The organism is Phycicoccus mangrovi, from assembly GCF_018729305.1.
Taxonomy (GTDB): domain Bacteria; phylum Actinomycetota; class Actinomycetes; order Actinomycetales; family Dermatophilaceae; genus Phycicoccus; species Phycicoccus jejuensis.
On the sequence record NZ_JAHHWP010000029.1, the window covers coordinates 40,090 to 62,763 of the forward strand.

A 22,674-nucleotide genomic window follows, 5' to 3' on the forward strand; every position below is an offset into this window, starting at 1 on the left:
CGGAGGCGACCGCATTCTTCCGGTTCACGCCCGCGAGGGCGTCGCCGCTAGCCTCTCGACCCGATGAGCGAGCACGAGCACTACTTCACCGCGCAGCCCGCGAGCGACGCCGAGCGGCATTCCCTGCGGGTCCGCCTCGCCGGGCGGTCGGTCGAGGTCGAGGTCGCCCGCGGCATCTTCTCGCCCGGCGGCCTCGACAAGGGCACGGCGGTCCTCCTGGACGAGGTCGCCCCTCCCCCGCCCGCCGGGACCTTCCTCGACCTCGGCTGCGGCTGGGGGCCGGTCGCCCTCACGCTGGCCCTGCGCTCGCCGGCGGCGACGGTCTGGGCGGTCGACGTCAACGAGCGCGCCCTCGACCTCGCCCGCCGCAACGCCGCCGCCCTCGGGCTCGACGGCGTGCACGCCGGCACCGCCGACGCAGTCCCCGCCGACGTGCGCTTCGACGTCATCTGGTCCAACCCGCCGATCCGGGTCGGCAAGGCGGTGCTCCACGACCTCCTGGGCACCTGGCTCCCCCGCCTCGCGCCGGACGGCGTCGCCTCGCTCGTGGTCCAGAAGAACCTCGGCTCGGACAGCCTCCAGCGCTGGGTGCAGGACGAGCTCGGGATGCCCTGCACCCGGCGCACCTCGGTCAAGGGGTTCCGCGTGCTCGAGGTCCGTCAGGGCTGACGCCCCTGCGGCCGCACGACCATGGCCGAGCCTCCACCACGGCGCACCTTCTCGGCGACGGCCGTGTAGCGCCCGTCGCGCAGCACGCTGATGGCGGTCGCCGCCCCGATCTCCGACGTCTGCGACAGCCGGTGCCCGAGCGCGGCCAGGCCGGCCCCGGCGGGGCCGCCGGCGATCGCCGGCTCCGCCTGTTCGCTCGTCCCGTTGCGGCTCGAGAGCCGCGGGGCCTGGAGCGCCTCCGCGACGGTGAGCCCCCGCTCGTAGTGCCCGAGGAGCACCTGGGCCACCGTCGTGATGATGGTCGCGCCGCCGGGGCTGCCGGCCACGAGGTCGAGCCGTCCGTCGTGGAGGACGATCGTCGGCGCCATCGACGAGCGCGGCCGCTTCGAGGGACCGGGCAGGTTCGGGTCCGGGACGCCGGGGGTGACCGGGACGAAGTCGAAGTCGGTCAGCTCGTTGTTGAGCAGGAAGCCCCAGCCCGGCACGGTGATGCCGGAGCCGCCGGTCTGCTCGATCGTCGAGGTGTAGGACACGGCGTTTCCCCAGCGGTCGACGACCGAGAGGTGGGTCGTCGACATCCCGTCGTGCGGTAGCACCCCGGAGGCGGTGCCGTCGTCGCACCCTGCGTAGTCGCCGTCGGGGCTGCCGAAGGGGACGGGGCGGGCCATCGCCGCGGTGCCCGAGAAGAGGCAGGCCCGCTCGTCGGCGAAGGCCTGCGAGACGAGCTCACGGGCCGGGACGCCGCGCACGTCGCCGACGTACCGGTTGCGGTCGGCGAAGGCGGTGGCCGACGCCTCCGAGAAGCGGTGGAGGTACTGCACCTCGTCGACGCGCGAGGTCGGGGTGCCGGTCCGGGCGTCGTACGCCTCGACGAGGTTGAGGATCTCGGCGACGGCGATGCCGCCGCTGCTCGGCACCGGCATCCCGTAGACGTCCCGCCCGTCGTAGCGGGAGTGGACGGGGTCCTTGTCGAGCGCCCGGTAGCGGCGCAGGTCGGCGCGGGTCAGCTCGCCCCCGGCGACGCTCGTCCCCGGCACGGTGGCCGGGCGGCGCGACGCGGCGAGCACGGCGTCGCCGAGGCGCCCGCGGTAGAGGCTGTCGACGCCGTGCGTGCGCAGCTCGCGGTAGGCACGGGCGAGGTCGGGGTTGCGGAAGACCGACCCGACGGCCGGCGCCTCGCCGCCCGGCAGGAACACGCGCGCCGTCGCGGGGAAGACCGAGAAGCGCTCGGCGTTGTCGGCGGTCTGGTCGTGGAAGGTCTGGTCGACGACGAAGCCTCGCCGGGCGATCTCCTCCGCCGGCTTGAGGAGCGTGCCGAGCTTCCGTGTGCCCCAACGGTCGACGGCACGCTGCCAGGTCGCGGGCGTGCCGGGCACCCCGACCGACTGGCCGGAGCCGACGACCGTGGCGAAGTCGAGGGCGGTGCCGTCGGGGGCCCGGAACTGGTCCGCGTCGTAGGTGGCCGGGGCGGCCTCGCGGCCGTCAATCGTCTGGACCCGGTGCCGGCGCGCGTCGTAGTGGACGAAGAAGCCACCGCCGCCGATGCCGGTCGAGTACGGCTCGGTCACCCCGAGCGCGGCCGCCGTGGCGACGGCGGCGTCGGTCGCGTTGCCGCCGGCCCGCAGGACGTCGATGCCGACCTGGCTGGCCACCGGGTCGACGCTCGCGACCGCGCCGCCCGAGCCCGTCATCACCGCGACCTTGGGCAGCGCGTGCCCGACCGGGGGCGGTCCCCCGTGCCCCGGGTGCCCCGGTCCGCCGTGCGCCTGCGCCGACGGGGTGCCGGCGGCGAGCGCCGTCACGAGACCGAGGGCGAGGCCGGCGGCCGCGAGGCGGCGTGGGCGGACGGGTGCGACGGCGGATGTGGTCCCCATCACAGCACCGTAGACCGGGGTCCGCGGCCTGTCGCGGCGAGCGCCGGCGGAGCGCCTCAGGCCGGGAGGAGCCCCAGCGGCACGGTCCCGTCGGCAACGAGCACCGAGGGCCCGGCGAGCTCGACCCCGCCGCCGTCCGAGAGGCGCACCGCGAGCCGGCCGCCCGGGACGTCGACGACCCACGAGGCGCCGGTGTCGAGGGACCCGGCCCAGAAGCTCGTCGCGATGGCCGCCGCGCAGGCCCCGGTGCCGCACGAGCGCGTCTCGCCGACCCCGCGCTCGTGGACGCGCAGGACGACGTGGCCGGGCCCGACCGGGCGGACGAGCTCGACGTTGGTGCCGTGCGGCGGCTCGGGGCGCACGACCGGCGCGCGGGTCAGGTCGAGCGCGTCGAGGTCGACCTCCTCGGGCAGGGCGACGACGGTGTGCGGGTTGCCGAGGTCGACCGAGAGCGCCGAGTACGGGTCGCCCTCGCCGACGTGCACGAGCGCGTCGAACCCGTCGCGCTCGGCCGCGACCGGGTCGGCGAGCCGCCACGGACCGAGGCCGACGGCCCAGTGGTCGCCGTCGCGGCGGACGACCTTGGCCCCGGCCCGGGTCGCGATGACGAACTCGTCGGCGGTCTCGAGCCCCTCGCGGCGCAGGTACTCGGCGAAGACGCGCGTGCCGTTGCCGCACATCTCGGCGGCGGACCCGTCGGCGTTGCGGTAGTCCATGAACCACCGTGCGTCGGAGGCCTGCTCGCGTACCGACGGCTCGTCGGCCGCCTCCGTCGGCACGACCCGGATGACGCCGTCACCGCCGAGGCCGGCCCGGCGGTCGGCGAGCCACGCCGCCCGCGCCGCGCTCAGCCCGAGGGCACCGTCGAGGTCGGGGACGAGGACGAAGTCGTTCTCGGTCCCGTGCCCCTTCGTGAACGCCATCCGGTGAGCCATGCCGTCATCATCCCAGCCCGGCAGCGTGCCACCCACATCCGGGCCGGATGGCCCGGACGGGCCATGCCCGGACGTCGGCCCGGATGGCCGGACCCGGCGATGCGGCGCGCACCCTCCGCGCGCGACGGTGGTCGCAGTCCCCGCACCGGGTGGGGACGAACCAGAGGAGAGAGCATGCCGTTCATCCAGGTCAAGGTCATCGAGGACGTCTTCACCCCCGACCAGAAGCGCCAGATCGTCGAGCGCCTCACCGACGCGCTGGTCAGCGTCGAGGGCGAGGCCATGCGGCCCGTCACGTGGTGCGTCGTCGAGGAGGTGCGCTCGGGCGACTGGGGCATCGCCGGCAACGTGCTGACGACCGCCGACGTCCACGCCCTCGCCGCGGCGAAGGGCTGACCGTCCGCGGGCGGCGCTGGTGCCGGGTGGGCAGAGGGGCCACGCTGGACCCGTGACCCCGCCCCCGCCCGGCCCAGAGCCGTCCCCCGCCGACGCGACGGGGGACGGCCGGGACGCCGCGGGCGAGGCCCTCGCCGGGGCCCGCTGGGTGGAGGCCCGGGACGGGTTCGCCGCCCTCCTCCGCGTCGACGCCACCGACGCGGAGGCGTGGAACGGTGTCGCCACTGCGCAGTGGTGGCTCGACGACGGCCCCTCCTGCCTCGCCGCCCGCGAGAGCGCCTACCGGGCCGCGCGCGAGGCCGGCGACCTGCGTTCCGCCGCCACCGCGGCGGCGACCCTCGGCTACGACGCCGCCCTCTTCGGACAGGGGTCCGCGGTGGCCCTCGGGTGGTTGGGCCGGGCCCGGGCCCTCCTCGACGGGCTGCCGGAGGCCGGTCCGGAGCACGGCTGGCTGGCCATGCGGGAGGCCGAGCTCGCCCTCCAGGTGACCCACCGCCCGGACGTCGCGCACCGGGCAGCGCGCGAGGCCGTGGACCTCGGGCACGCGCTCGGGCGGGCAGACCTGGCGGTAGTCGGCGAGGGCCTGCTCGGGCTCGACGACGTGCTGCGCGGGGGGCTGCAGGCGGGCATGCAGCGGCTCGACGCCGCAGTGGCGGCCGCGCTCACCGGTGAGCTGCCCGACCTCATGTGGGCGGGGAAGGTCTGCTGCTGGCTCGTCGTCGCCTGCCGCCAGGCCCAGGACCTGCCCCGGGCCCTCGAGTGGTGCGAGCGGGTCGACGCGCTGTGCCGGGAGCACGACCTTGCGCCGCTGCTCACTGCGTGCCGCATCCACCACGCCTCGGTGCGGCTCGCGAGCGGGCACTGGATCGACGCGGAGCGCGAGCTCGTGGCGGCCATCGAGCGGATGCACGGCTCGCGGCGAGCGACGCGTACCGACGCCGTCGTACAGCTCGCTCACCTGCGCCGTCGGCAAGGGCGGCTCGACGAGGCCGACGCCCTGTACGCGCAGGCCGGCTACGCCGCGCAGGCCCTCGTCGGCCGCGCGCTCGTGCACCTCGAACGCGGCGAGGCGTCGGCCGCGTGGACCCTCGCCGCGGACGTGCTCGACGACGTGCCCGTCGACGACCGGCTCGCCCGGGGCACCGTCCTGCTGCCGGTGGTGCGGTGCGCCGTGGCCGTCGGCGACGCCGGCGCGGCGGGGGCCGCCCGGGACGAGCTCATGGGCATCGCCGAGGGCGTCGGGACGGACGCACTCCGGGCAGCGGCGGCGGCGGCCCGGGCTCTCGTCGCGGGAGGGCCGAACCGCGACCCGCGGGGCGCGCGCGCGGCGTGGCGTGCCGCGGCCAGGGCGTTCCACCGCGCGGGCCTGCCGGTCGACGAGGCCGAGGCGCGCCTGGCGCTCGCCCGCCTGCTCGGCGACGAGCCGCTCGCAGCCGAGATGGAGGTGCAGGCGGCCGTCGCCACCCTCGAGGAGGTCGAGGCCCCCGAGCGTCTCGCCGCCGCCCGCGACGTCCTCGCGGCGCCCCGCCGACGCGACCCGGGGTCGCTGACGACGCGTGAGCTCGAGGTGCTCCGGCTCGTCGCGGAGGGCCGGAGCACCGGGCAGATCGCGGCGTCCCTGGTGCTCAGCGAGCACACCGTGCACCGCCACGTGGCCAACATCCTCACCCGCCTCGGTGAGCCGACGCGCGCTGCGGCCGTCGCCCACGCCGCGCGGGCCGGGATCCTCTAGGCCGTCGCCGCCCGCTCGACGAGCGCGAGGGCCTCGTCGAGCAACCGGGGGCCGGTCGCGTCGAGCCAGTGGATGCGCGGGTCCGCGCCGAACCACGACTCCTGGCGGCGCACGAGGCGCCGGGTGCGCAGCGCGGTGTCCTCGACCGCCTCCTCGAGCGTCGACCTGCCGTCGAGGACCGCGAGCGCCTGCGCGTAGCCGACCGCCCGGCTCGCGGTGCGGCCCTCGCGCAGCCCGTGCTCCACGAGGCCGCGCGCCTCCTCGACGAGGCCGCCGTCGAACATCGCCCGGGTGCGCCGGGCGATGCGGGCGTCGAGCTCGGCGCGGGGCACCCGCAGACCGACGATCACGGTGGGGCGCAACAGCTCACGGGTGGGCATCGTCGCGCTGAACGGCCGGCCGGTCAGCCGGACGACCTCGAGCGCGCGCACGACCCGCCGGGTGTTGTTCGGCTCGATGGCGGCCGCGGCCGCGGGGTCGAGCACCGCCAGCTCGTCGAACAGCGCCGGCGTGCCCTCGGTGTCGGCGCGGGCCTGCAGCGCCGCCCGGACCTCGGGGTCGGTCGGCGGGATCTCGAGCCGGTCGAGCGCCGCCCGGACGTAGAGGCCAGAGCCGCCGACGAGGAGGGGCACCCGCCCCCGGCCGAGCACCGCCTCGAGGTCGGCGCGTGCCTCCCGCTGGTAGGCCGCGAGGCTCGCCTCCTCCACGATGTCGAGGACGTCGAGCTGGTGGTGCGGCACGCCCTCGCGCTCGGCGAGGGTCAGCTTGGCCGTGCCGACGTCCATCCCGCGGTAGAGCTGCGAGGCGTCGGCGGACACGACCTCACCACCGAGCCGGTGCGCGAGCGCGACCCCGAGGCCGGACTTGCCGGTGGCCGTGGCCCCGACGACGGCGACGACGGGCGGCGCCGGGCTCAGCGGGCCTCGTCCCCGTGGTCGTGGCCGCCGCCCTCGGCGTCGAGCCCGTCGTCGTCGACGTCGTCGTGGCCGAACGGGTCGCGGTCCTCGCCCGGCATCCACGAGAGACCGGGGACGCCCCAGCCGTTGGCCTTGACCGCCTTCTTCGCGCGGCGGGCCCACTTGCCCTGGAGCCGGTCGACGTAGAGGAAGCCGTTGAGGTGGTCGTACTCGTGCTGGAGCATCCGGGCGAACCACCCGGTGGCCTCGTAGCGCAGCTCGGAGCCGTCGAGGTCCTGGCCGGTGAGGACGGCGCTCTCGCCGCGGCGCAGCGGGTAGGCCTCGCCGGGCACCGAGAGGCAGCCCTCGGACTCGTCGTGCGGGTCGGGGTCGCCGGGCACCGCCTTGGCGGGGACGAGGTAGGGGTTGATGACGACCCCGCGGGCCGGGATGCCGTCCTCGTTGCCGAGCTGCCAGGTGAAGATCCGCAGGCCGACGCCGATCTGGGGGGCCGCGAGGCCGACGCCGCGCGCGGCGTCCATCGTCTCGTACATGTCGGCGACGAGCTCGCGGATGCCGTCGTCGATGACCTCGACGGGCTCGGCGCGTCGGTGGAGCACGGGGTCGCCACAGATGACGACGGGTCGGATGGCCATGCGCGCGATTCTTCCAGAGTGCGCCGACCGGCCCGCACCGCACCCGGGACGGAAAGGGCTGGCGCGGCGGGCACCCCCGGGTGTCCACTGGAGGGGCGCCCCGTCGCGGGCGCGCCCTGTCCCCGAGACGGAAGGAGGTCGCCGATGGGATTCCTCGACAGTGCCAAGGAGAAGCTCACCGAGCTGGCCGAGCAGCACCCGGACCAGGTCGAGTCGCTGAGCGACCAGGCCATCGAGCGCGGCGGCGACGCCGTCGACTCGCTGACCGGCGGCAAGTACGCCGACCAGGTCGACAGCGCGCAGACCCGGGCCGACGAGGCGATCGGCGGACGCTGAGCCGAACCGCGGCCGCGGGACCCCCGACCGAACGACCGGTCGGGGGTCTCGTCCGTTCGGTCACGGTCTTCTCGGGGTTCGGTCAAGACCCGTGTCGCGGGCCCGGATCCGGCGCGAACGACCCGCTGCGGGCCCTATGGTCGACAGGCCGCTCCCCCATCCCGACGAGAGGATCCTCCGTGTCGCACTGGCACTCCGGTCTGCCGAAGCTCGACATCGAGCCCTTCGACCCGACGCCGCTGTACGACGCCGTGAGGTCCACGCAGGCGGAGCAGGCCGTCGTGACGCGTCGGCGCCGGTCCGCGCTGCGGGTCGTCGGGGGACTCGCCGCCGTGCTCGCCGTGTGCGCCGGGGCCGGCTGGCTCGTCGCGACCCTCGTCTGAGCCGCGACGCTCGGCCGCCCCACCGCGGTCGAGGTGAACAGCGACCCCGTGGTGGTCGGGTTTAACCTCGGCTCCAGCTCCCCCACTGCGGTCGAGGTGAAAGGCGACGCTCAGGTGGTCGGGTTTCACCTCGACCCGCGTCGCGTCAGGGGCGCACAACGCCCCCGGCGCTCAGGCGGAGCAGGCCGGGGCCGCAACCGGGGCCGGGCGACCCACGCCGGGCATCCCGAGCGACACCGCCGGCTTGCCGGGCACGGGCGCGTCCTGGAGCGCCGACCACGCGTCGCCGCCCGCCGTGCGGCGCAGCCGGTAGGTCCCGCCCTGCACGCCGCTGTCGGCCACGAGGTGGTGCGGGGCACCGTAGGTGACGCCCACGGTCACGACGTCCCCGGGACGCGGCCGCTCGGCGCCGTCCGGCACGGCGAAGTGCACGAGGCGGTTGTCGCGCGCGCGACCGCTCATCCGGGCCGTCTCCCCGTCCTTGCGCCCCTCGCCGGGGGCGACGAGGACCTCGACCTCGCGGCCCTCGAGCGTCCGGTTCTCCGCCCAGGACACGCGCTCCTGGAGCTCGATGAGCCGCTCGAACCGCTCCTGGACGACGGCCTTCGGGACCTGGTCCTCCATCGTCGCGGCCGGCGTGCCGGGACGGATGGAGTACTGGAAGGTGAACGCGCTCGAGAAGCGCGAGGCCTCGACGACGCGCAGCGTCTCGGCGAAGTCCTCCTCGGTCTCGCCGGGGAAGCCGACGATGAGGTCGGTGGTGATCGCGGCGTCGGGGATGGCCGCGCGCACGCGGTCGATGATCCCGAGGAACTTCTCGCTGCGGTAGCTGCGGCGCATCGCCTTGAGCACCCGGTCGGACCCGGACTGCAGCGGCATGTGCAGGCTCGGCATGACGTTCGGCGTCTGCGCCATCGCGTCGATGACGTCGTCGGTGAAGGCCGCCGGGTGCGGGCTCGTGAAGCGCACGCGCTCGAGGCCGTCGATCTCGCCGCAGGCGCGCAGGAGCTTGCCGAACGCGAGGCGGTCTCCGAACTCGACGCCGTAGGTGTTGACGTTCTGGCCGAGCAGCGTCACCTCGACGACGCCCTGCGCGACGAGGGCCTCGATCTCGGCGAGGACGTCGCCGGGGCGACGGTCCTGCTCCTTGCCGCGCAGGCTCGGGACGATGCAGAACGTACAGGTGTTGTTGCAGCCCACCGAGATCGACACCCAGCCGGCGAACGCGGAGTCACGCCGGGTCGGGAGGGTCGAGGGGAAGGTCTCGAGCGACTCGAGGATCTCGACCTCGGCGCGCTTGTTGTGCCGGGCGCGGTCCAGCAGGGCCGGCAGGCTGCCGATGTTGTGCGTGCCGAACACGACGTCGACCCACGGGGCGCGCTGGACGATCGTGTCGCGGTCCTTCTGCGCCATGCAGCCGCCGACGGCGATCTGGAGGTCCGGGTTGGCGGTCTTGGCCGGCCGCAGCTGCCCGAGGTTGCCGTAGAGCTTGTTGTCGGCGTTCTCGCGCACCGCGCAGGTGTTGAACACGACGACGTCGGCGACGTCGGGCCGCTCCGCGTCCGGGACGCTCGCGAGGTCGACGTAGCCGGCGGTCTCGAGCAGGCCCGCGAGGCGCTCGGAGTCGTGGACGTTCATCTGGCACCCGTGGGTGCGCACGTCGTAGGTCTTGGCAGCAGTCATGGCCCGTCAAGGGTACGCGGCGCCCCGGCGGGCTCGGTCACGCCGGCGTCGGCCGGCGCGCTCGGCGGCCGGACCGCGGCGGCGAGCAGCGCCGCCCACGCCAGCCCCACGCCGAGCGCCAGCACGACCTCGCTCGCCGTCGAGTAGCCGACGACGAGCCGCGCGCCGACGAGGACGAGGACCACGGCGGCGGCGGCCGTCCACGCCGCCACCCGCCCGGCCCACGGCAGGACCGGGGACGCGAGGACGACCGCGAGCACGAGGGCGGTGAGGACCACCGGCAGCTGGTTGAGGAAGAGGTAGCGGGCCTCCCCCAGCTCGGCCGGCCCGCGCACGGCGTCCGCCGCCCACTTCGTCGCGACGGCCAGGGCGACCAGCCCACCGACCCCGACGACCGCCCGCACCCGCGCCTCGGCGCCTGGCACCGAGCGGGAGAGGACGACGAGGGCCACGAGCACCGCCGCGCCGACGACGAACGGTGTGCGCAGCACGTGGACGACGGTGTCGGCGGCGTCCGTCGCGGCGCCCGAGGCGTGCGCGGCGAACCACGCGCCGACGGGCTCGTCGAGCGAGCGCAGGCCGGTGCGCCCCACCGCGAAGGCGACGACGGCCGTCGTCAGCACGCCGACGAGCACGGCGGCCACGACCCACACGAGACCCGACACCACCTGCGCCGCGCGCCCGCCGGCCAGGGCGGAGGTCCGGCGCTCGACGCGCCGGCGGACGAGGGTGGAGGCCGCCTGCGCGCCGCGCGCCGCGGGCGCCGACCGCCACTCCGGGTGCATCGCGACCGTGCGCCCGAGCCACGTGAGGCCGAGGACGAGGCCGGTGAGGACCGCCACGGACACCATGGCCCGCCCGAGGAGGGCGCTCACCGCGTCCCAGCTCGAGCCGGCGAGGTGCCCCAGGAGCGTGAGCGAGACCGCCCAGGCCGTGGCCGCGGGGACGCTGGCCCGTGCGAAGCGCTGCCACGGCGTGCCCGACATCCCGATGATGCGGGGCACGAGCGTGCGCGCGACGACGACGAACTGGGCGACGACCACGGCCTGCGTCCCGCGCCGGGCGAGCAGGTCGTCGGCGAGGGCCCACCTGCTCTCGCCGACGCGCTGCCCCAGCCTCGAGGTGCGCACGGCGGCGCCGCCGTCACGCCCGGAGCGCCAGCCGAGGGAGGTGCCGGCGACCGCGGCCGCGACGGCGAGCGCGTAGACGACCGGGGCCGGGACCGCGCCCACGCCGGCGAGCACCCCGAGGCCGATGACGGCCGTCGTGCCCGGCAGGAGCATCCCGACGACGGTGCCGGACTCGGCGAGCACCGACGCGGCGAGCAGCACCGCGAGGGGCCACGCGGGCAGCGAGCCGAGGGCGTCGGTCAGCACGGGGCCAGCGTGGCACGCGCCGGCCCGCCCGCGGGAGGCCTCCGGGCCGCCCGGCCTAGGCGAGCCGCGTGAAGGCGACCCGGACCTCGAGCGAGGCCGTGGCCCGGCCGGAGTAGATGCCCTTGAACGGCGGGACGTCGTCGTAGTCGCGCCCGCGCGCGACGACGACGTGGTCGTCCGCGACCGTCGTGCCGTTCGTCGGGTCGGCCGGCACCCACGCGTCGTCCCAGAGCTCGACCCACGCGTGGCTCTCGCCGGTCGCGCTCTCACCGACCTCGAGGTCCCGCCGCGGCACGAGGTAGCCGGAGACGTACCGCGCGGGGATGCCGAGGGCCCGCAGGGCGCCGATGGTGATGTGGGCGAAGTCCTGGCAGACGCCGGCCCGCTCGCGCCAGGCCTCCTCACCGGTGCTGTGCACGGCCGTCGCGCCGGGGCGGTACTCCATCGCCTCGCGGACCCGCCCGCAGATCTCGTCCGCGGCCGCGCGCGGCGAGTCGAGGCCCCGGACCGCGTCGACGAGCTCGGCGATGCCGTCGCCCACCCGGGTGCGGTCGGAGACCATGAGCCACTCGTAGAGCCGGTCCTGGACGGCGGCGTCGCGCACGGTCGCCCAGGTGCACGTCGCCGCGGGGAGCGGTGCGGCCGACCGCTCCACGGTCGAGATCGCCTCGATGTCGAGGCGGTCGTGCTGGGCGAGGCTCTCCATCGCCATGACGCGCGCGCCCCAGTGGTCGCGGTAGACGTGGCTCCACGTCATCGGCCGGATGCGGATGCGGTTCTCGAGCGTCGTCTGCCCGGCCTCGTTCGGCGGGGTCATCCGCAGCTCGTTGTGGGCGGCGCGGACCGGGCCGTCGTAGACGAGCGACGTCGTGTGCACGATGCGGTAGCGGCGCACGTCAGACCACGTCCCTCGACCAGGTGGGCAGCGGGCCGGACTGGAAGTACCGGGCCGCGATGGCGGTCGACGCAGCGGTCACGGCGGACTGCACGCGGAGCATCTGCGCGGGCAGGTCGGCGATGACCTCGCCCGTCGAGCGGTACTCGAGGGAGGTGCGTACCCGGCCGAGCTGGCGGCGCGCCTCGTCCGAGACGCCGATGCGCTCGGCCTGCGGGGGCGAGAGCGCCTCGAGCCGGCGCTCGGCCTCGAGCAGCGAGAAGAACACCGACCGGGGGAACTCGCGGTCGAGGACGAGGAAGGCTGCGGCCCGGTCGTCGCTGAGCAGACCCCGCTGGCTGCGCATGAACGCCTGCTGCGCACCGCAGCTCGACAGGACCACCGACCACGGCGCGCCCCCGCCCGGGAGGCCGCCGGTGGCGACGAGGCGCGCGGTCATGTCGGCGCGCTCGATGCTGCGCCCGAGGACGAGGAAGTCCCAGGCCTCGTCGTGCGACATCGTCGAGTCGGCGATGCCGGCGACGAACGCGGCGCGCTCGCGCACCCACGACAGGTGCCGCTCGGTGACGGCCGCGCGGCCGAAGCCGTTCCACCGGTGCCACGTCGTGTTGATGCCCTCCCACAGCTCGGTCGAGAGGGTCTCGCGGGCCCGGCGGGCGTTCTCGCGGGCGGCGAACCACGCCCCGCTGATCGAGCTCGGGTTCGACCGGTCGAACACGAGCGACGCGCCGACGTCGTCGAAGGACACCGACCCCTCGTGCGGCAGGCCCATGATCACCGAGAGGACGGTGTGCGCGGCCTCGGACTCGACGGCCACGGGGTCCTCGAGCAGCTGGAGGCGGAGCACGTCGACGATGCGCGCGGTCCCGTCGGCGCGCTCGGTGTAGCGACCGATCCAGAACAGCGACTCCGCGATCCGGCTCAGCATCCGGCTGCACCCCCGTCGGTCGGTCGGCCCTGTTGCTGCTGTTGCTGCTGGGCGCGCATGCTGTCCTCGAGCGAGGCGGTCGGGGCGCTCATGACGACGACCTCGCGGTTGTCCGGGTGCGCGGTCGACGTCGGCGGCACGGCGCGGCGGTCGGAGAGGACCCAGGTGTCTTTCGAGCCGCCGCCCTGGCTGGAGTTGACGACGAGCTCGCCCTCCGGGAGCGCGACGCGGGTCAGGCCGCCGGGCAGGACCCGCACCCGCTCACCGTCGTTGACGGCGAACGGGCGCAGGTCGACGTGGCGGGGTGCGAGCCGGCCGCCGATGAGCGTGGGCACCGTCGAGAGCTGGACGACCGGCTGCGCGATCCAGCCCCGGGGGTCGGTGCGGATCGCCTCGCGGAGCCGGTCGAGGGTCGCGCCGTCGGCGCGCGGGCCGACGACGAGGCCCTTGCCGCCGGAGCCGTCGACCGGCTTGACGACCATCTCGTCGAGGTGCGCGAGCACGTGCTCGAGGCCGGCGTCGTCGGCGCAGCGGTAGGTGTCGACGTTGGGGAGGATCGGGTCCTCGTCGAGGTAGAAGCGGATGAGGTCGGGCAGGTAGCTGTAGATGAGCTTGTCGTCGGCGACGCCGTTGCCGATCGCGTTCGCGACCGTGACGCGGCCGGCGCGCATCGCCGAGACGAGCCCGGCCGCCCCGAGGACGGAGTCGCCGCGGAAGTGCACGGGGTCGATGAACTCGTCGTCGACGCGGCGGTAGATGACGTCGACCGGCCGGTCACCGGTCGTCGTGCGCATCCGCACCTGCCCGCCGACGCACACGAGGTCGCGGCCCTCGACGAGCTCGACGCCCATCATCCGCGCGAGGAGGGCGTGCTCGAAGTAGGCGCTGTTGAAGACGCCCGGGGTGAGGACGACGACCGTCGGGTCGCCGGCACCGTCGGGGGCGGCCGCACGCAGGGCGTCGAGGAGCATCCGCGGGTAGTCGTGCACCGGCCGGATGCGCATCGTCGCGAACGCCTCGGGGAAGACGTTGGCCATCGCGCGCCGGTTGGCGATGACGTAGCTGACGCCCGACGGCACACGGACGTTGTCCTCGAGGACGCGGAAGGTGCCCTGCTCGTCGCGGATGAGGTCGACCCCGGAGACGTGCACGCGCACGCCGTTCGTCGGGCGGATGCCCATGACCGCGCGGTGGTAGTGGCTCGAGCTGGCGATGAGGCGCCACGGGAGGATGCCCTCGTGCACCGCGCGCGGGATCTCGCCCTCGCGCGAGTAGATGTCGTCGAGGAACGACTCGAGCGCCGTGACCCGTTGCTGCACACCGGACTCGATGACCTGCCACTCGTGGGCGCTGATGACCCGCGGCACGGCGTCGAGCGGGAAGGGCCGCTCCTCCCCGGCGTAGTCGAACGTCACGCCCTGGTCGAGGTAGGAGCGCGCGAGGATGTCGGCCCGCTCGCGCAGCGTCGTCCCCGTCGTCGAGCGCAAGGTGTGGAAGACGGCCTTGTACGGGGTCCTCGGCTCCTGCGGGCCCGCGAGCATCTCGTCCCACGGCCCGCCGCCGAGCCGGTAGCCGTCGAACAGGCTCTCCGCGGCCTCGGTGCTGGTCGGCTCGGTCACGGGCCGAACCTAGGGCGAATCGGTGACCGTGTCATCACGAGCGTGTCTCGGCCGTGTTTCCGGGGTCCTGTGCCGTCGACCGACCGTGCCGCCCCCGCCGGTGTCGTTGCCGGATGCCCCGGCAGCTGCAGGGTGATCGCGCAGGATCCCCTGAGGCCTCCCACCGGCTCGCCCCCGCGGGTAGCCTCGCGCGCATGGGAGAGCTCGTCGGGGGGCCGGTGCCGCTCCTCCCCGCTGCCCGGCGACGAGCCGGGCGCCCCGCCGCTGCCGCCTCGCTGGCCGTGGCGTGCGCACTCGGCGGGTGCTCCGGCTCGGGTGAGGCGGTGGGCACGGTGACCTCTCCCGCCCCGACCGTCGTCTCGTGCCCGGGAGGGTCGGTGAACTCAGGTGTGCCGGACGGCGTGGCCGGCTCCGACGGTGTCGCCGACGTCCGCGAGCACGCCACCCGGTGGGCCGACGCCGCGGGCTTCGCCGACCGGTTCCCCGCGGCGCGCCTCGTCGTCGTGCAGTCGCCGGGCGAGGCCGCCGCACGCTTCGTCGAACGCGACGTCCTCCGCGCGAAGCTGACGTACTCGAGGTCGTCCGACGCCCGGGTGCTCGACGCGCTCGAGTACTGCTGACCGCCGGTGCGGCCGACGGAACGCTCCGGCCAGCGCGCCCGTTGCACCCGGTACCGACGAGAGGACAGGCGTGCGCACGCTGCTCAACATCATCTGGTTCGTCTTCGGGGGCCTCTGGCTGGCCCTCGGCTACGCCCTGGCCGGGGTCGTGCTCTGCGTCCTCGTCGTGACGTTCCCGCTGGGCGTCGCGTCCTTCCGGATGGCCAGCTACGCCCTGTGGCCGTTCGGCCGCGCGGTGGTCCAGAAGCCCGGCGCCGGAACGGGGTCCGTGCTGCTCAACGTCGTGTGGATCGTGCTCGCCGGCTGGTGGCTGGCACTCGGCCACCTGATGACCGCCGTCGCGCAGGCGGTGACGATCATCGGTATCCCGCTGGCAATCGCCAACCTCAAGATGCTGCCGGTCTCGCTCGTGCCGTACGGCAAGGAGATCGTGCCGACGGACGCGCTGCCGCCCGGCCGTCGCCCGCTGCACTCGCTCTGAGCCGGCGACGGATCCGCGGGAGTCAGTCCCGCCGGTGCTCCGGCGCCTCGCGGACCGCCTCGCGCACGACGCGCATCGTCACCTCGGCGTCGTAGCCCTTGCGCGCGAGCATCCCGGCGAGGCGTCGGGTCTGGACGTGCGGCTCCAGGCCGTGCATCGTGCGCATCTTCTTCGCGACGAGTGCGCGCGCCCGGTCCTCCTCGTCGTGCGGGTCGACCTGGGCGATGGCCGCCGCGGCGGTGTCGTCGTCGACTCCCTTGCGCCGCAGCTCCTGCCGCAGCGCTCGCCGGGCCAGGCCGCGCCCCGCCTGCTGGGAGCGGACGAGCATCCCGGCGTAGGCGTCGTCGTCGACGAGGCCGACCTCCTCCATCCGGTCGAGGACGGCCGCCGCGACGTCGTCGGGGCAGTCCTTGCGCCGCAGCACGTCCTCGAGCTGGTGACGGCTGCGCGGCGCCGCCGTGAGCTGGCGCAGCACGATCTGCCGGGCCCAGTCGTGCGGGTCCGGCTCGCTGCCCCGGGTCCGCGGGTCGGCCTCGGGGTCGGCGGGCCGGGAGCCGGCCCGGCCCCCGCGCCCCTCGGCCCGGCGACCCCGGGACCGGCCACCGCGCCCGCGCGGCCCGCCGCGCACCTCCCCGCTGCTCTCCTCGCGCGCGCCGTCACCCTCCGGCGGGGTCCACGCTCCCCCCGAGGACCCCGCGGAGCCCGGCGACCCGGTGGTCAGCGGGTCGCCGTCGCCCTCGATGAGCGCGCGGAGGTCGTCGAGGGACGGGGACGGCCCCACCGCCCACTCGGGCGGCGGGGCCGATCCGTCGCTGAACGCCATCGGCGTGGACCTCAGAAGTCGACCGGCACGTCCGGCACGGCCTCGAGCTCGGGCTTGACCCCGACCCCGAGCTTCTCCTTGATCTTGCGCTCGAGCTCGTCGGAGAGCTCCGGGTTGTCCTTGAGGAACGCGCGCGCGTTCTCCTTGCCCTGCCCGAGCTGGTCGCCGTCGTACGTGTACCAGGCGCCGGCCTTGCGGACGAAGCCGTGCTCGACGCCCATGTCGATGAGGCCACCCTCGCGGGAGATGCCCTGCCCGTAAAGGATGTCGAACTCGGCCTGCTTGAACGGCGGGCTCACCTTGTTCTTGACGACCTTGCAGCGGGTGCGGTTGCCGACCGGGTCGGTGCCGTCCTTGAGGGTCTCGATGCGGCGGACGTCGAGGCGGACCGACGCGTAGAACTTGAGCGCCTTGCCACCGGTCGTCGTCTCGGGCGAGCCGAACATGACGCCGATCTTCTCGCGCAGCTGGTTGATGAAGATCGCCGTCGTCCCGGTCGTGTTGAGGGCACCGGTGATCTTGCGCAGCGCCTGCGACATGAGGCGGGCCTGGAGGCCGACGTGGCTGTCGCCCATCTCGCCCTCGATCTCGGCGCGGGGCACGAGCGCCGCGACGGAGTCGATGACGATGATGTCGAGCGCGCCCGAGCGGATGAGCATGTCGGCGATCTCGAGCGCCTGCTCACCGGTGTCGGGCTGGGAGACCAGCAGCGCGTCGGTGTCGACACCCAGCTTCTTCGCGTACTCGGGGTCGAGCGCGTGCTCGGCGTCGATGAACGCCGCGATGCCGCCGGCCTTCTGCGCGTTGGCGACCGCGTGCAGCGCGACCGTCGTCTTACCGGAGGACTCCGGCCCGTAGATCTCGACGACGCGGCCCCGGGGCAGGCCCCCGATGCCGAGCGCGACGTCGAGCGAGATCGAGCCGGTGGGGATGACGGCGATCGGCGGACGGACGTCGTCGCCGAGGCGCATGACCGCACCCTTGCCGTGCTGCTTCTCGATCTGGGCCATCACCGAGGCGATGGCCTTGTCCTTCTCGTTGCCGTTGGCCGCGGCCACCGGGTTGGGCATCACGCTTCCGCGGGATCCAGCCATGTCACACCAGTCCTTCGTGTCGTCATCGAGCGCGCCTCCCGGCGACCTGGCCCCCGCCGTCGGTCTCGTCGCGAGGTCTGGGTCAGACGCTAGGTGGAGGCACCGACACCGGTCACAGGTCGCCGTGGGACCTGTGGACGAGTGCTGCCGGGGTCACCACCTGTGGACGAGCATAGGCGAACACGTGTTCGACGCCCGCAGGACACGCCCGCGACACGCCGGACCGTGGTCCGGCCTCAGCCGGTCGGTGCGGGGACGCCCCACATCGCCGCGACGTGCCGGACGTCGGTGCCGCAGCACCCACCGAGCACGCGCATCGCCGGGAGCCGACGGCTCACGTGCATCTGGTCCGCCGCGAGCCGGTCCGGGTCGCCGTCGTCGAGCTCCTCCGCCTCGTCGAGCTCGGCGTGGCTCATCGTCGAGGCGTTGACCCGGGTGCCGAGCAGCCGCCGCACCCACTCCCCCTCGTCGAGCGCCGGCAGGACGTGCGTCGGGTGGGCGCAGTTGACCATGTAGTGGTCCGGCGCGGCGACCCCGTCGACCGCCCGCACGGCGTCGGCGAGCGCGCTCCCGTCGGGCAGGCGCCCGTCGGTCTCGACGGTGAACCCGACCGAGACGGGCAGGCCCGCCTCGCGCGCCGCGAGGACCACCCCGATGCCCTCGGCAGGGGTGGTCAGGGTGAGCGCGGAGACGAGGTCGGCGCCCGCGTCGGCGAAGGCCCGGACCTGGGGTGCGTGGTAGGCGCGGGCCTCCTCCGGGTCCGGGGCCTCCCCCGCCACGTAGCCGTCGCCCCGGGGGCCCAGCTGGCCCGCGACGAGGACGGCGGGGACGTCGTAGCCCGCTGCCAGCCCCCGCAGCAGGGCGATCGCCGCGGCGTTGGCGCGCACCATCGCGTCGACGTCGTAGCCGACCCGCGCCGCCCAGTCGGGGTTGGCCCGCCAGGTCGGGGACTCCAGCAGCAGCCCGGCACCGGCGGCGGCCGCCACGGCGGCGTACCCGTCGTAGTACCGCCCGAGCAGGTCGCGTCCGGTCGGGTCCTCGACGAGGGGGAAGGCGGCGAACTCCGGGAGGTCGACGCCGTGGTGGAAGATCAGGTCGGTCTCCAGGCCGCCGTCGGTGACGAAGCCACGGAGCGCGGGGTCGTGCAGGGCCGCGAGCGGCCCGGTGGTGGTCTCCATCCCCCGCAGTGTCCTCCGCCCCGTGCGGCCTGGGAAGGGCTCAGGTGAGCAGCAGCGTCGCGATGCGCCGGGCCGTGCCCCAGACCCCGAGGGCCCCGAGGACGACGAGGTAGCCGACGTGCCACAGCAGCCCCCACGACACCTCCCCCAGCATCAGCCCGCGCTCGAGCGCGACCCCGTGGTAGAGCGGGGTCAGCCCGACGAGCCACTGCACGGCGTCCGGGTAGGTCGAGAGCGGGAAGAACGTCGCGGAGAAGAGGAACATCGGCTGCACCGCGAGCGTGACGTAGTCGAAGTGCTGCCACGAGCTCATGAAGGTCGTCGCGAACATGCCGACCGCCCCGAAGGCCAGCCCGACGAGCACCGCGGCCGGGACGGCGAGCAGCGCCCACCACGAGTGCACGAGCCCGGCCACCCACGCGACGACGAGGAACATCGCCGAGTAGAGGGCCCCGCGCGAGAGCGACCAGAGGATCTCGCCCACGGCGATGTCGCGCGGGGAGAGCGGTGTCGCGAGCATCGCGTCGTAGAGCTTCTGGTAGCGCAGCTTGAAGAACACGTTGTAGGTGCTGTCGGCGATCGCCCCGTTCATCGCCGACGCCGCGAGCAGCGCGGGCGCGATGAACTCGGCGTAGGGCACGACCGCGCCGGAGTCGGTGGTGACCGTGCGCACCAGCGCCCCGAGGCCGACCCCGATCGAGAACAGGTAGAAGACCGGCTCGACGAACCCGCTGAGCAGCAGCAGCCACGCGCGCCGGAACGCCGCGACGTTGCGCATGAGGACGTACCGCGCCAGCCCGATGCCGGCCGGTGCGGGGACGGCGCGCGCCGCGCGTGCGAGCGTGCCGGCGCTCACGACAGCAGCCTGCGGGTGAAGGACCGGTGCGCGAGCAGGCCCCCGACGACCACGTACAGGGCGAGCACACCGAGGTGCCCGACGCCGGCCCAGCCCGGCCAGACGCCCTCGGACGCGTCGCGAGAGAGCTCGACGCCGTGCCACAGCGGCGTCACCCACGCGAGCGGCTGCATCCACCCCGGCAGCTGGTCGACGGGGAAGAAGGTGCCGGAGAACAACATGAGCGGCGTCATGACGAACCGGAAGAGGATGCTGAAGCCGCTGTCGTCCTCGAGGCGGGCCGCGAGCGCGAACGTGGGGACGGAGAACGCCATCCCGGTGAGGACCGCGACGGGGACGGCGAGCAGCACCCACCACGACCCGAACGCCCCGAACGGCGCGGCGACGAGCAGGAAGATCGCGGTCGCGACGCCGAGCTGCACGGCGACGACGAGCAGGTGCCCCCAGAGGACCTCCCCGACGCGCAGCGGCGTCGAGAGCATCGCGGAGTACATCCGGTTCCACTTGATGTAGCCCATGACGGCGTAGGTCGAGTCGCCGAACGCGAGCATCATCGCCTGCATCGCGACGATGCCGGGGACGACGTAGCGCAGGTACGGCAGGCCCTCGACCCCGCCGGCACGGGCGTCGACGAGGGAGCCGAGGCCGAGGCCCATCGAGAGCAGGAAGAACAGCGGCGAGACGAAGCGCCCGATGACCGAGCCCTTCCACGTGCGCCGGTAGACGTACAGGTGGTGGGCCATCACCGCGCCGAGCCGCTCGCCGCGGCTCGTGGGGCGGCGCGGGCCCGGGCCGAGGCGCCCGCTGGGGGCGTCGGCGACGGCAGGTCCGGGGACGGTGGGCGCGGACATCAGTCGACCAGCGAGCGGCCGGTGAGGTGGAGGAAGACGTCCTCGAGCGTCGAGCGGCGCACGAGCGAGGACAGCGGGCGGACGCCGCGCTCGTGGAGCCGGGCGAGGGTCTCGTCGCCGTCGGCGGTGTAGGCGAGCAGGCGGTCGGGCAGCTCCTCGACCCGCTCGGCCACGGCGCGGGCGGCGTCGACGTGCCGCTCCTGCTCGTCGACGGGGAAGCGCAGTTCGACGACCTCGCGCGTCGAGTAGGCCTCGATGAGCTCGCGCGGGCTGCCCTCGGCGACGATCCGGCCGTGGTCCATGACGACGAGCCGGTCGCACAGCTGCTCGGCCTCGTCCATGTAGTGCGTCGTGATGATGAGCGTGACGCCCTCGCGCTTGAGCCGGTAGAGGCGGTCCCAGAGGACGTGCCGGGCCTGCGGGTCCAGGCCGGTCGTCGGCTCGTCGAGGAGGAGCACCTCGGGGTCGTTGACGAGCGCCCGCGCGATGGTGAGCCGGCGCTTCATCCCGCCGGACAGCGGCTCGACGCGGTCGTGCCGGCGCTCGGTCAGCTGCGCGAAGTCGAGGAGCTCGTCGGTGCGGGCGCGGACCTCCTGGCGGGAGAGGCCGAAGAAGCGCCCGTAGACCCAGAGGTTCTCCTCGACCGAGAGGTCCTCGTCGAGCATGTCCTGCTGGGGACAGACGCCGAGCCGGGCGCGGATGGCGGCGCCGTCGGCGGCGGGGTCCATCCCGAGGATGCGCAGCTCGCCGCCGGAGACCGGCGAGACGCAGCCGACCATCTTCATCGTCGAGGACTTGCCGGCACCGTTCGGGCCGAGGAACCCGAACGCCTCGCCCCGCTTCACCTCGACGTCGATGCCGTCGACGGCCGTGAAGTCGCCGAAGCTCTTGGTGAGGCCCCGGGCCCGCAGCAGCACGTCGTCGGTCACGAGGGGTGACGCTAGCCGAGCCCTCCGACGAGCGCGCACCGGATTTCGGCCTCCGGCGGCCGGGACGGGGACGGCCGGGCTCCTGACACGGCCGGTGTCAGCGCAGGTCAGGGGCCTGACACGGGGTGTCAGGCCGTCCGGGGACACGGTCGGCGCGCGGACGCCGCCCCGGACGACCAGCGTGGCGGCACCGCACCACCCCGCCCCCAGGAGGACCCCGTGCCCCACCGCCCCACCCGTCGCTCCGCCCTGACCGGCGCGGTGCTCGCCCCGCTCGGTCTCGCGCTCGGCGCGCCGAGCGCCGCGGCCGCCGGCAGCGTCGACATGGAGGCCGTCGTCCTCGCCGCCCAGGTCGACCCGCGCCGCCCGGACAGCGCCCTGACGACCGGCGCCGGCCCGAGCGTGCGGCTCGTCGAGCGCGCCCTCGCCGACCGCGGGCTCCTCGACCCCGCCTACGTCGACGGCCACTTCGGCACCCTGACGGTCTCGGCGTACGCGGCCTGGCAGCGCTCGCTCGGGTACACCGGGCTCGCGGCCAACGGCCTGCCCGGGCGTACGTCGCTCACCCGCCTCGGCGAGGGCCGGTGGAGCGTCGTGCGGCCGCTCTCCCCCGGCTCGAAGGTCGCCTTCCGCGGCGTCACGGTGAACACGAGGACCCGCTCGATGCTGCGGGCGGCCGAGGCGCGCGCCGGGCGCACCCTCGTCGTCGAGCAGGGCTCCTACAACCCCGGCGGCGACCCGACGTCGGCCGGCACCCACGACGGCGGCGGCACCCTCGACCTCGACGCCGAGGCCCTCCGCTCGGCCGCCCGCACGAGCGTCGTCCGCGCGCTGCGCGAGGTCGGCTTCGCCGCCTGGCTGCGCTCGCCAGCGCAGGGCGACTGGCCCTGGCACGTGCACGCCGTCGCGATGAGCGACACCGACCTCTCGAGCGCCGCCCAGCACCAGGTCGGCGACTACCACCTCGGCCGCAACGGCCTCGCGAACCGCGGCCCCGACGACGGGCCCCGCGTCACCATCCGCACCTGGGAGGAGTACCAGCGACTGTCGTGACCCCCGGGGGACCCGCTCCCCCGACCCCGGGCGGCCGCGACCGCGACGCCCGTCCACCCCCGCGTCAGGAGGACGTGATGAGCACCACCCTCAAGAAGGTCGCGGCGAGCGCCGCGGCCGCCCTCACCGCCACGACGGCGTTCGTCGCCGCGAGCGCCCCCGCCCAGGCCGCGGCCCGGGACGGCGTCTGCGACACCGGCGAGTTCTGCCTGTTCTACAACAGCGACAACGCCGGCGCCGTCAGCGACTTCACCACCTCGATCGCCGACTACGGCACCACCCAACCGTCCTGCTACGACTTCAAGGGCACCAAGGCCGGCCACGGGCTCTGCGTCAAGAACGAGGCCGCCTCCGTCTGGAACCGCACCGGCAAGAGCGTCACCGTCTACTACAACAGCAGCTACGCCGGCG

24 protein-coding genes are annotated in these 22,674 nt (G+C 74.9%); 9 read left to right on the plus strand and 15 right to left on the minus strand.

Annotated features, from left to right (window positions below; genetic code table 11):
* Positions 1-63 precede the first annotated feature (63 nt).
* Positions 64-669 (plus strand): class I SAM-dependent methyltransferase, encoded by a 606-nt coding sequence (locus tag KMZ30_RS21145; protein WP_215514454.1) that lies wholly within the window; start codon positions 64-66, stop codon positions 667-669.
* On the opposite strand, the gene ggt is transcribed toward KMZ30_RS21145, so the two are convergent.
* Both ggt and dapF read right to left on the minus strand, forming a co-directional pair.
* Positions 660-2,543 (minus strand): gamma-glutamyltransferase, encoded by a 1,884-nt coding sequence (gene ggt / locus KMZ30_RS21150; protein WP_215514455.1) that lies wholly within the window; start codon positions 2,541-2,543, stop codon positions 660-662. The two genes, KMZ30_RS21145 and ggt, sit on opposite strands and share 10 nt — an antisense overlap.
* Positions 2,544-2,599: 56 nt before the next feature.
* Positions 2,600-3,478 (minus strand): diaminopimelate epimerase, encoded by an 879-nt coding sequence (gene dapF, locus KMZ30_RS21155; RefSeq protein WP_215514456.1) that lies wholly within the window; start codon positions 3,476-3,478, stop codon positions 2,600-2,602.
* Between the two features lie 174 nt (positions 3,479-3,652).
* Between dapF and KMZ30_RS21160 the strand changes: the two genes are divergently transcribed.
* Together KMZ30_RS21160 and KMZ30_RS22580 are read left to right on the plus strand one after the other, a co-directional pair.
* Positions 3,653-3,874 (plus strand): tautomerase family protein, encoded by a 222-nt coding sequence (locus KMZ30_RS21160; protein WP_215514457.1) that lies wholly within the window; start codon positions 3,653-3,655, stop codon positions 3,872-3,874.
* A gap of 52 nt (positions 3,875-3,926) precedes the next feature.
* Positions 3,927-5,606 (plus strand): helix-turn-helix domain-containing protein, encoded by a 1,680-nt coding sequence (locus KMZ30_RS22580; protein ID WP_215514458.1) that lies wholly within the window; start codon positions 3,927-3,929, stop codon positions 5,604-5,606.
* Here the strand turns inward: KMZ30_RS22580 and miaA are convergent.
* Positions 5,603-6,523, minus strand: a complete 921-nt coding sequence (gene miaA / locus KMZ30_RS21170; RefSeq protein ID WP_215514475.1) for a tRNA (adenosine(37)-N6)-dimethylallyltransferase MiaA — start codon at positions 6,521-6,523, stop codon at positions 5,603-5,605. The genes KMZ30_RS22580 and miaA overlap by 4 nt on opposite strands.
* Entirely contained in the window at positions 6,520-7,158 is a 639-nt protein-coding gene (def, locus tag KMZ30_RS21175; protein WP_215514459.1) for a peptide deformylase, read from the minus strand. Before def ends, miaA begins: the two co-directional genes overlap by 4 nt.
* Positions 7,159-7,302: 144 nt before the next feature.
* Between def and KMZ30_RS21180 the strand changes: the two genes are divergently transcribed.
* Together KMZ30_RS21180 and KMZ30_RS21185 are read left to right on the plus strand one after the other, a co-directional pair.
* On the plus strand, positions 7,303-7,494 hold the full coding sequence (locus KMZ30_RS21180) for an antitoxin (protein WP_215514460.1): 192 nt from the start codon (positions 7,303-7,305) through the stop codon (positions 7,492-7,494).
* 179 nt (positions 7,495-7,673) lie between these two features.
* A complete protein-coding gene (locus KMZ30_RS21185) occupies positions 7,674-7,877 on the plus strand; it encodes a hypothetical protein (RefSeq protein ID WP_215514461.1) in 204 nt (67 codons plus the stop codon).
* A 171-nt stretch (positions 7,878-8,048) separates the two neighbouring features.
* Here KMZ30_RS21185 and miaB read toward each other — a convergent pair whose 3' ends face one another.
* Genes miaB through KMZ30_RS21210 form a run of 5 tightly spaced genes read right to left on the minus strand, consistent with a single transcriptional unit; the run spans position 8,049 to position 14,300 of the window.
* Complete coding sequence (gene miaB, locus KMZ30_RS21190) at positions 8,049-9,560, minus strand: tRNA (N6-isopentenyl adenosine(37)-C2)-methylthiotransferase MiaB (protein ID WP_215514462.1); 1,512 nt, start codon at positions 9,558-9,560, stop codon at positions 8,049-8,051.
* Positions 9,557-10,936, minus strand: a complete 1,380-nt coding sequence (locus KMZ30_RS21195; RefSeq protein WP_215514463.1) for a DedA family protein — start codon at positions 10,934-10,936, stop codon at positions 9,557-9,559. Before KMZ30_RS21195 ends, miaB begins: the two co-directional genes overlap by 4 nt.
* A gap of 55 nt (positions 10,937-10,991) precedes the next feature.
* Positions 10,992-11,831, minus strand: a complete 840-nt coding sequence (locus tag KMZ30_RS21200; RefSeq protein ID WP_215520189.1) for a transglutaminase family protein — start codon at positions 11,829-11,831, stop codon at positions 10,992-10,994.
* A 1-nt stretch (position 11,832) separates the two neighbouring features.
* Complete coding sequence (locus KMZ30_RS21205) at positions 11,833-12,759, minus strand: alpha-E domain-containing protein (protein WP_215514465.1); 927 nt, start codon at positions 12,757-12,759, stop codon at positions 11,833-11,835.
* Complete coding sequence (locus KMZ30_RS21210) at positions 12,753-14,300, minus strand: circularly permuted type 2 ATP-grasp protein (RefSeq protein ID WP_215514476.1); 1,548 nt, start codon at positions 14,298-14,300, stop codon at positions 12,753-12,755. Before KMZ30_RS21210 ends, KMZ30_RS21205 begins: the two co-directional genes overlap by 7 nt.
* Positions 14,301-14,572: 272 nt before the next feature.
* Between KMZ30_RS21210 and KMZ30_RS21215 the strand changes: the two genes are divergently transcribed.
* Both KMZ30_RS21215 and KMZ30_RS21220 read left to right on the plus strand, forming a co-directional pair.
* Positions 14,573-14,998 carry a hypothetical protein gene (locus KMZ30_RS21215; protein ID WP_215514466.1) on the plus strand — a complete coding sequence of 142 codons (426 nt, stop codon included), beginning with the start codon at positions 14,573-14,575 and terminating at the stop codon, positions 14,996-14,998.
* Positions 14,999-15,068: 70 nt separating this feature from the next.
* Positions 15,069-15,479: a YccF domain-containing protein gene (locus tag KMZ30_RS21220; protein WP_215514467.1), complete on the plus strand. Its 411-nt coding sequence runs from the start codon at positions 15,069-15,071 to the stop codon at positions 15,477-15,479.
* A gap of 22 nt (positions 15,480-15,501) precedes the next feature.
* On the opposite strand, the gene KMZ30_RS21225 is transcribed toward KMZ30_RS21220, so the two are convergent.
* From KMZ30_RS21225 to KMZ30_RS21250, 6 genes are all read right to left on the minus strand, one after another.
* The gene (locus KMZ30_RS21225; RefSeq protein WP_215514468.1) at positions 15,502-16,302 is read right to left on the minus strand and encodes a regulatory protein RecX; all 801 of its coding nucleotides are present in this window, start codon (positions 16,300-16,302) and stop codon (positions 15,502-15,504) included.
* 11 nt (positions 16,303-16,313) lie between these two features.
* Entirely contained in the window at positions 16,314-17,372 is a 1,059-nt protein-coding gene (recA, locus tag KMZ30_RS21230; RefSeq protein ID WP_030529245.1) for a recombinase RecA, read from the minus strand.
* A gap of 260 nt (positions 17,373-17,632) precedes the next feature.
* The gene (locus KMZ30_RS21235; protein ID WP_215514469.1) at positions 17,633-18,574 is read right to left on the minus strand and encodes a homocysteine S-methyltransferase family protein; all 942 of its coding nucleotides are present in this window, start codon (positions 18,572-18,574) and stop codon (positions 17,633-17,635) included.
* 40 nt (positions 18,575-18,614) lie between these two features.
* Entirely contained in the window at positions 18,615-19,430 is an 816-nt protein-coding gene (locus KMZ30_RS21240; RefSeq protein WP_308279903.1) for an ABC transporter permease, read from the minus strand.
* A complete protein-coding gene (locus KMZ30_RS21245) occupies positions 19,427-20,281 on the minus strand; it encodes an ABC transporter permease (protein ID WP_215514470.1) in 855 nt (284 codons plus the stop codon). The genes KMZ30_RS21240 and KMZ30_RS21245 overlap by 4 nt, the downstream gene beginning before the upstream one ends.
* Positions 20,281-21,210: an ABC transporter ATP-binding protein gene (locus tag KMZ30_RS21250; protein ID WP_215514471.1), complete on the minus strand. Its 930-nt coding sequence runs from the start codon at positions 21,208-21,210 to the stop codon at positions 20,281-20,283. Before KMZ30_RS21250 ends, KMZ30_RS21245 begins: the two co-directional genes overlap by 1 nt.
* A 219-nt stretch (positions 21,211-21,429) precedes the next feature.
* Here KMZ30_RS21250 and KMZ30_RS21255 point away from each other — a divergent pair, with 219 nt between their 5' ends.
* A complete protein-coding gene (locus tag KMZ30_RS21255; protein ID WP_308279904.1) occupies positions 21,430-22,263 on the plus strand; it encodes a peptidoglycan-binding protein in 834 nt (277 codons plus the stop codon).
* A gap of 77 nt (positions 22,264-22,340) precedes the next feature.
* Positions 22,341-22,674: peptidase inhibitor family I36 protein (locus KMZ30_RS21260; protein WP_215514472.1), on the plus strand; the 334-nt coding region annotated here is incomplete at its 3' end.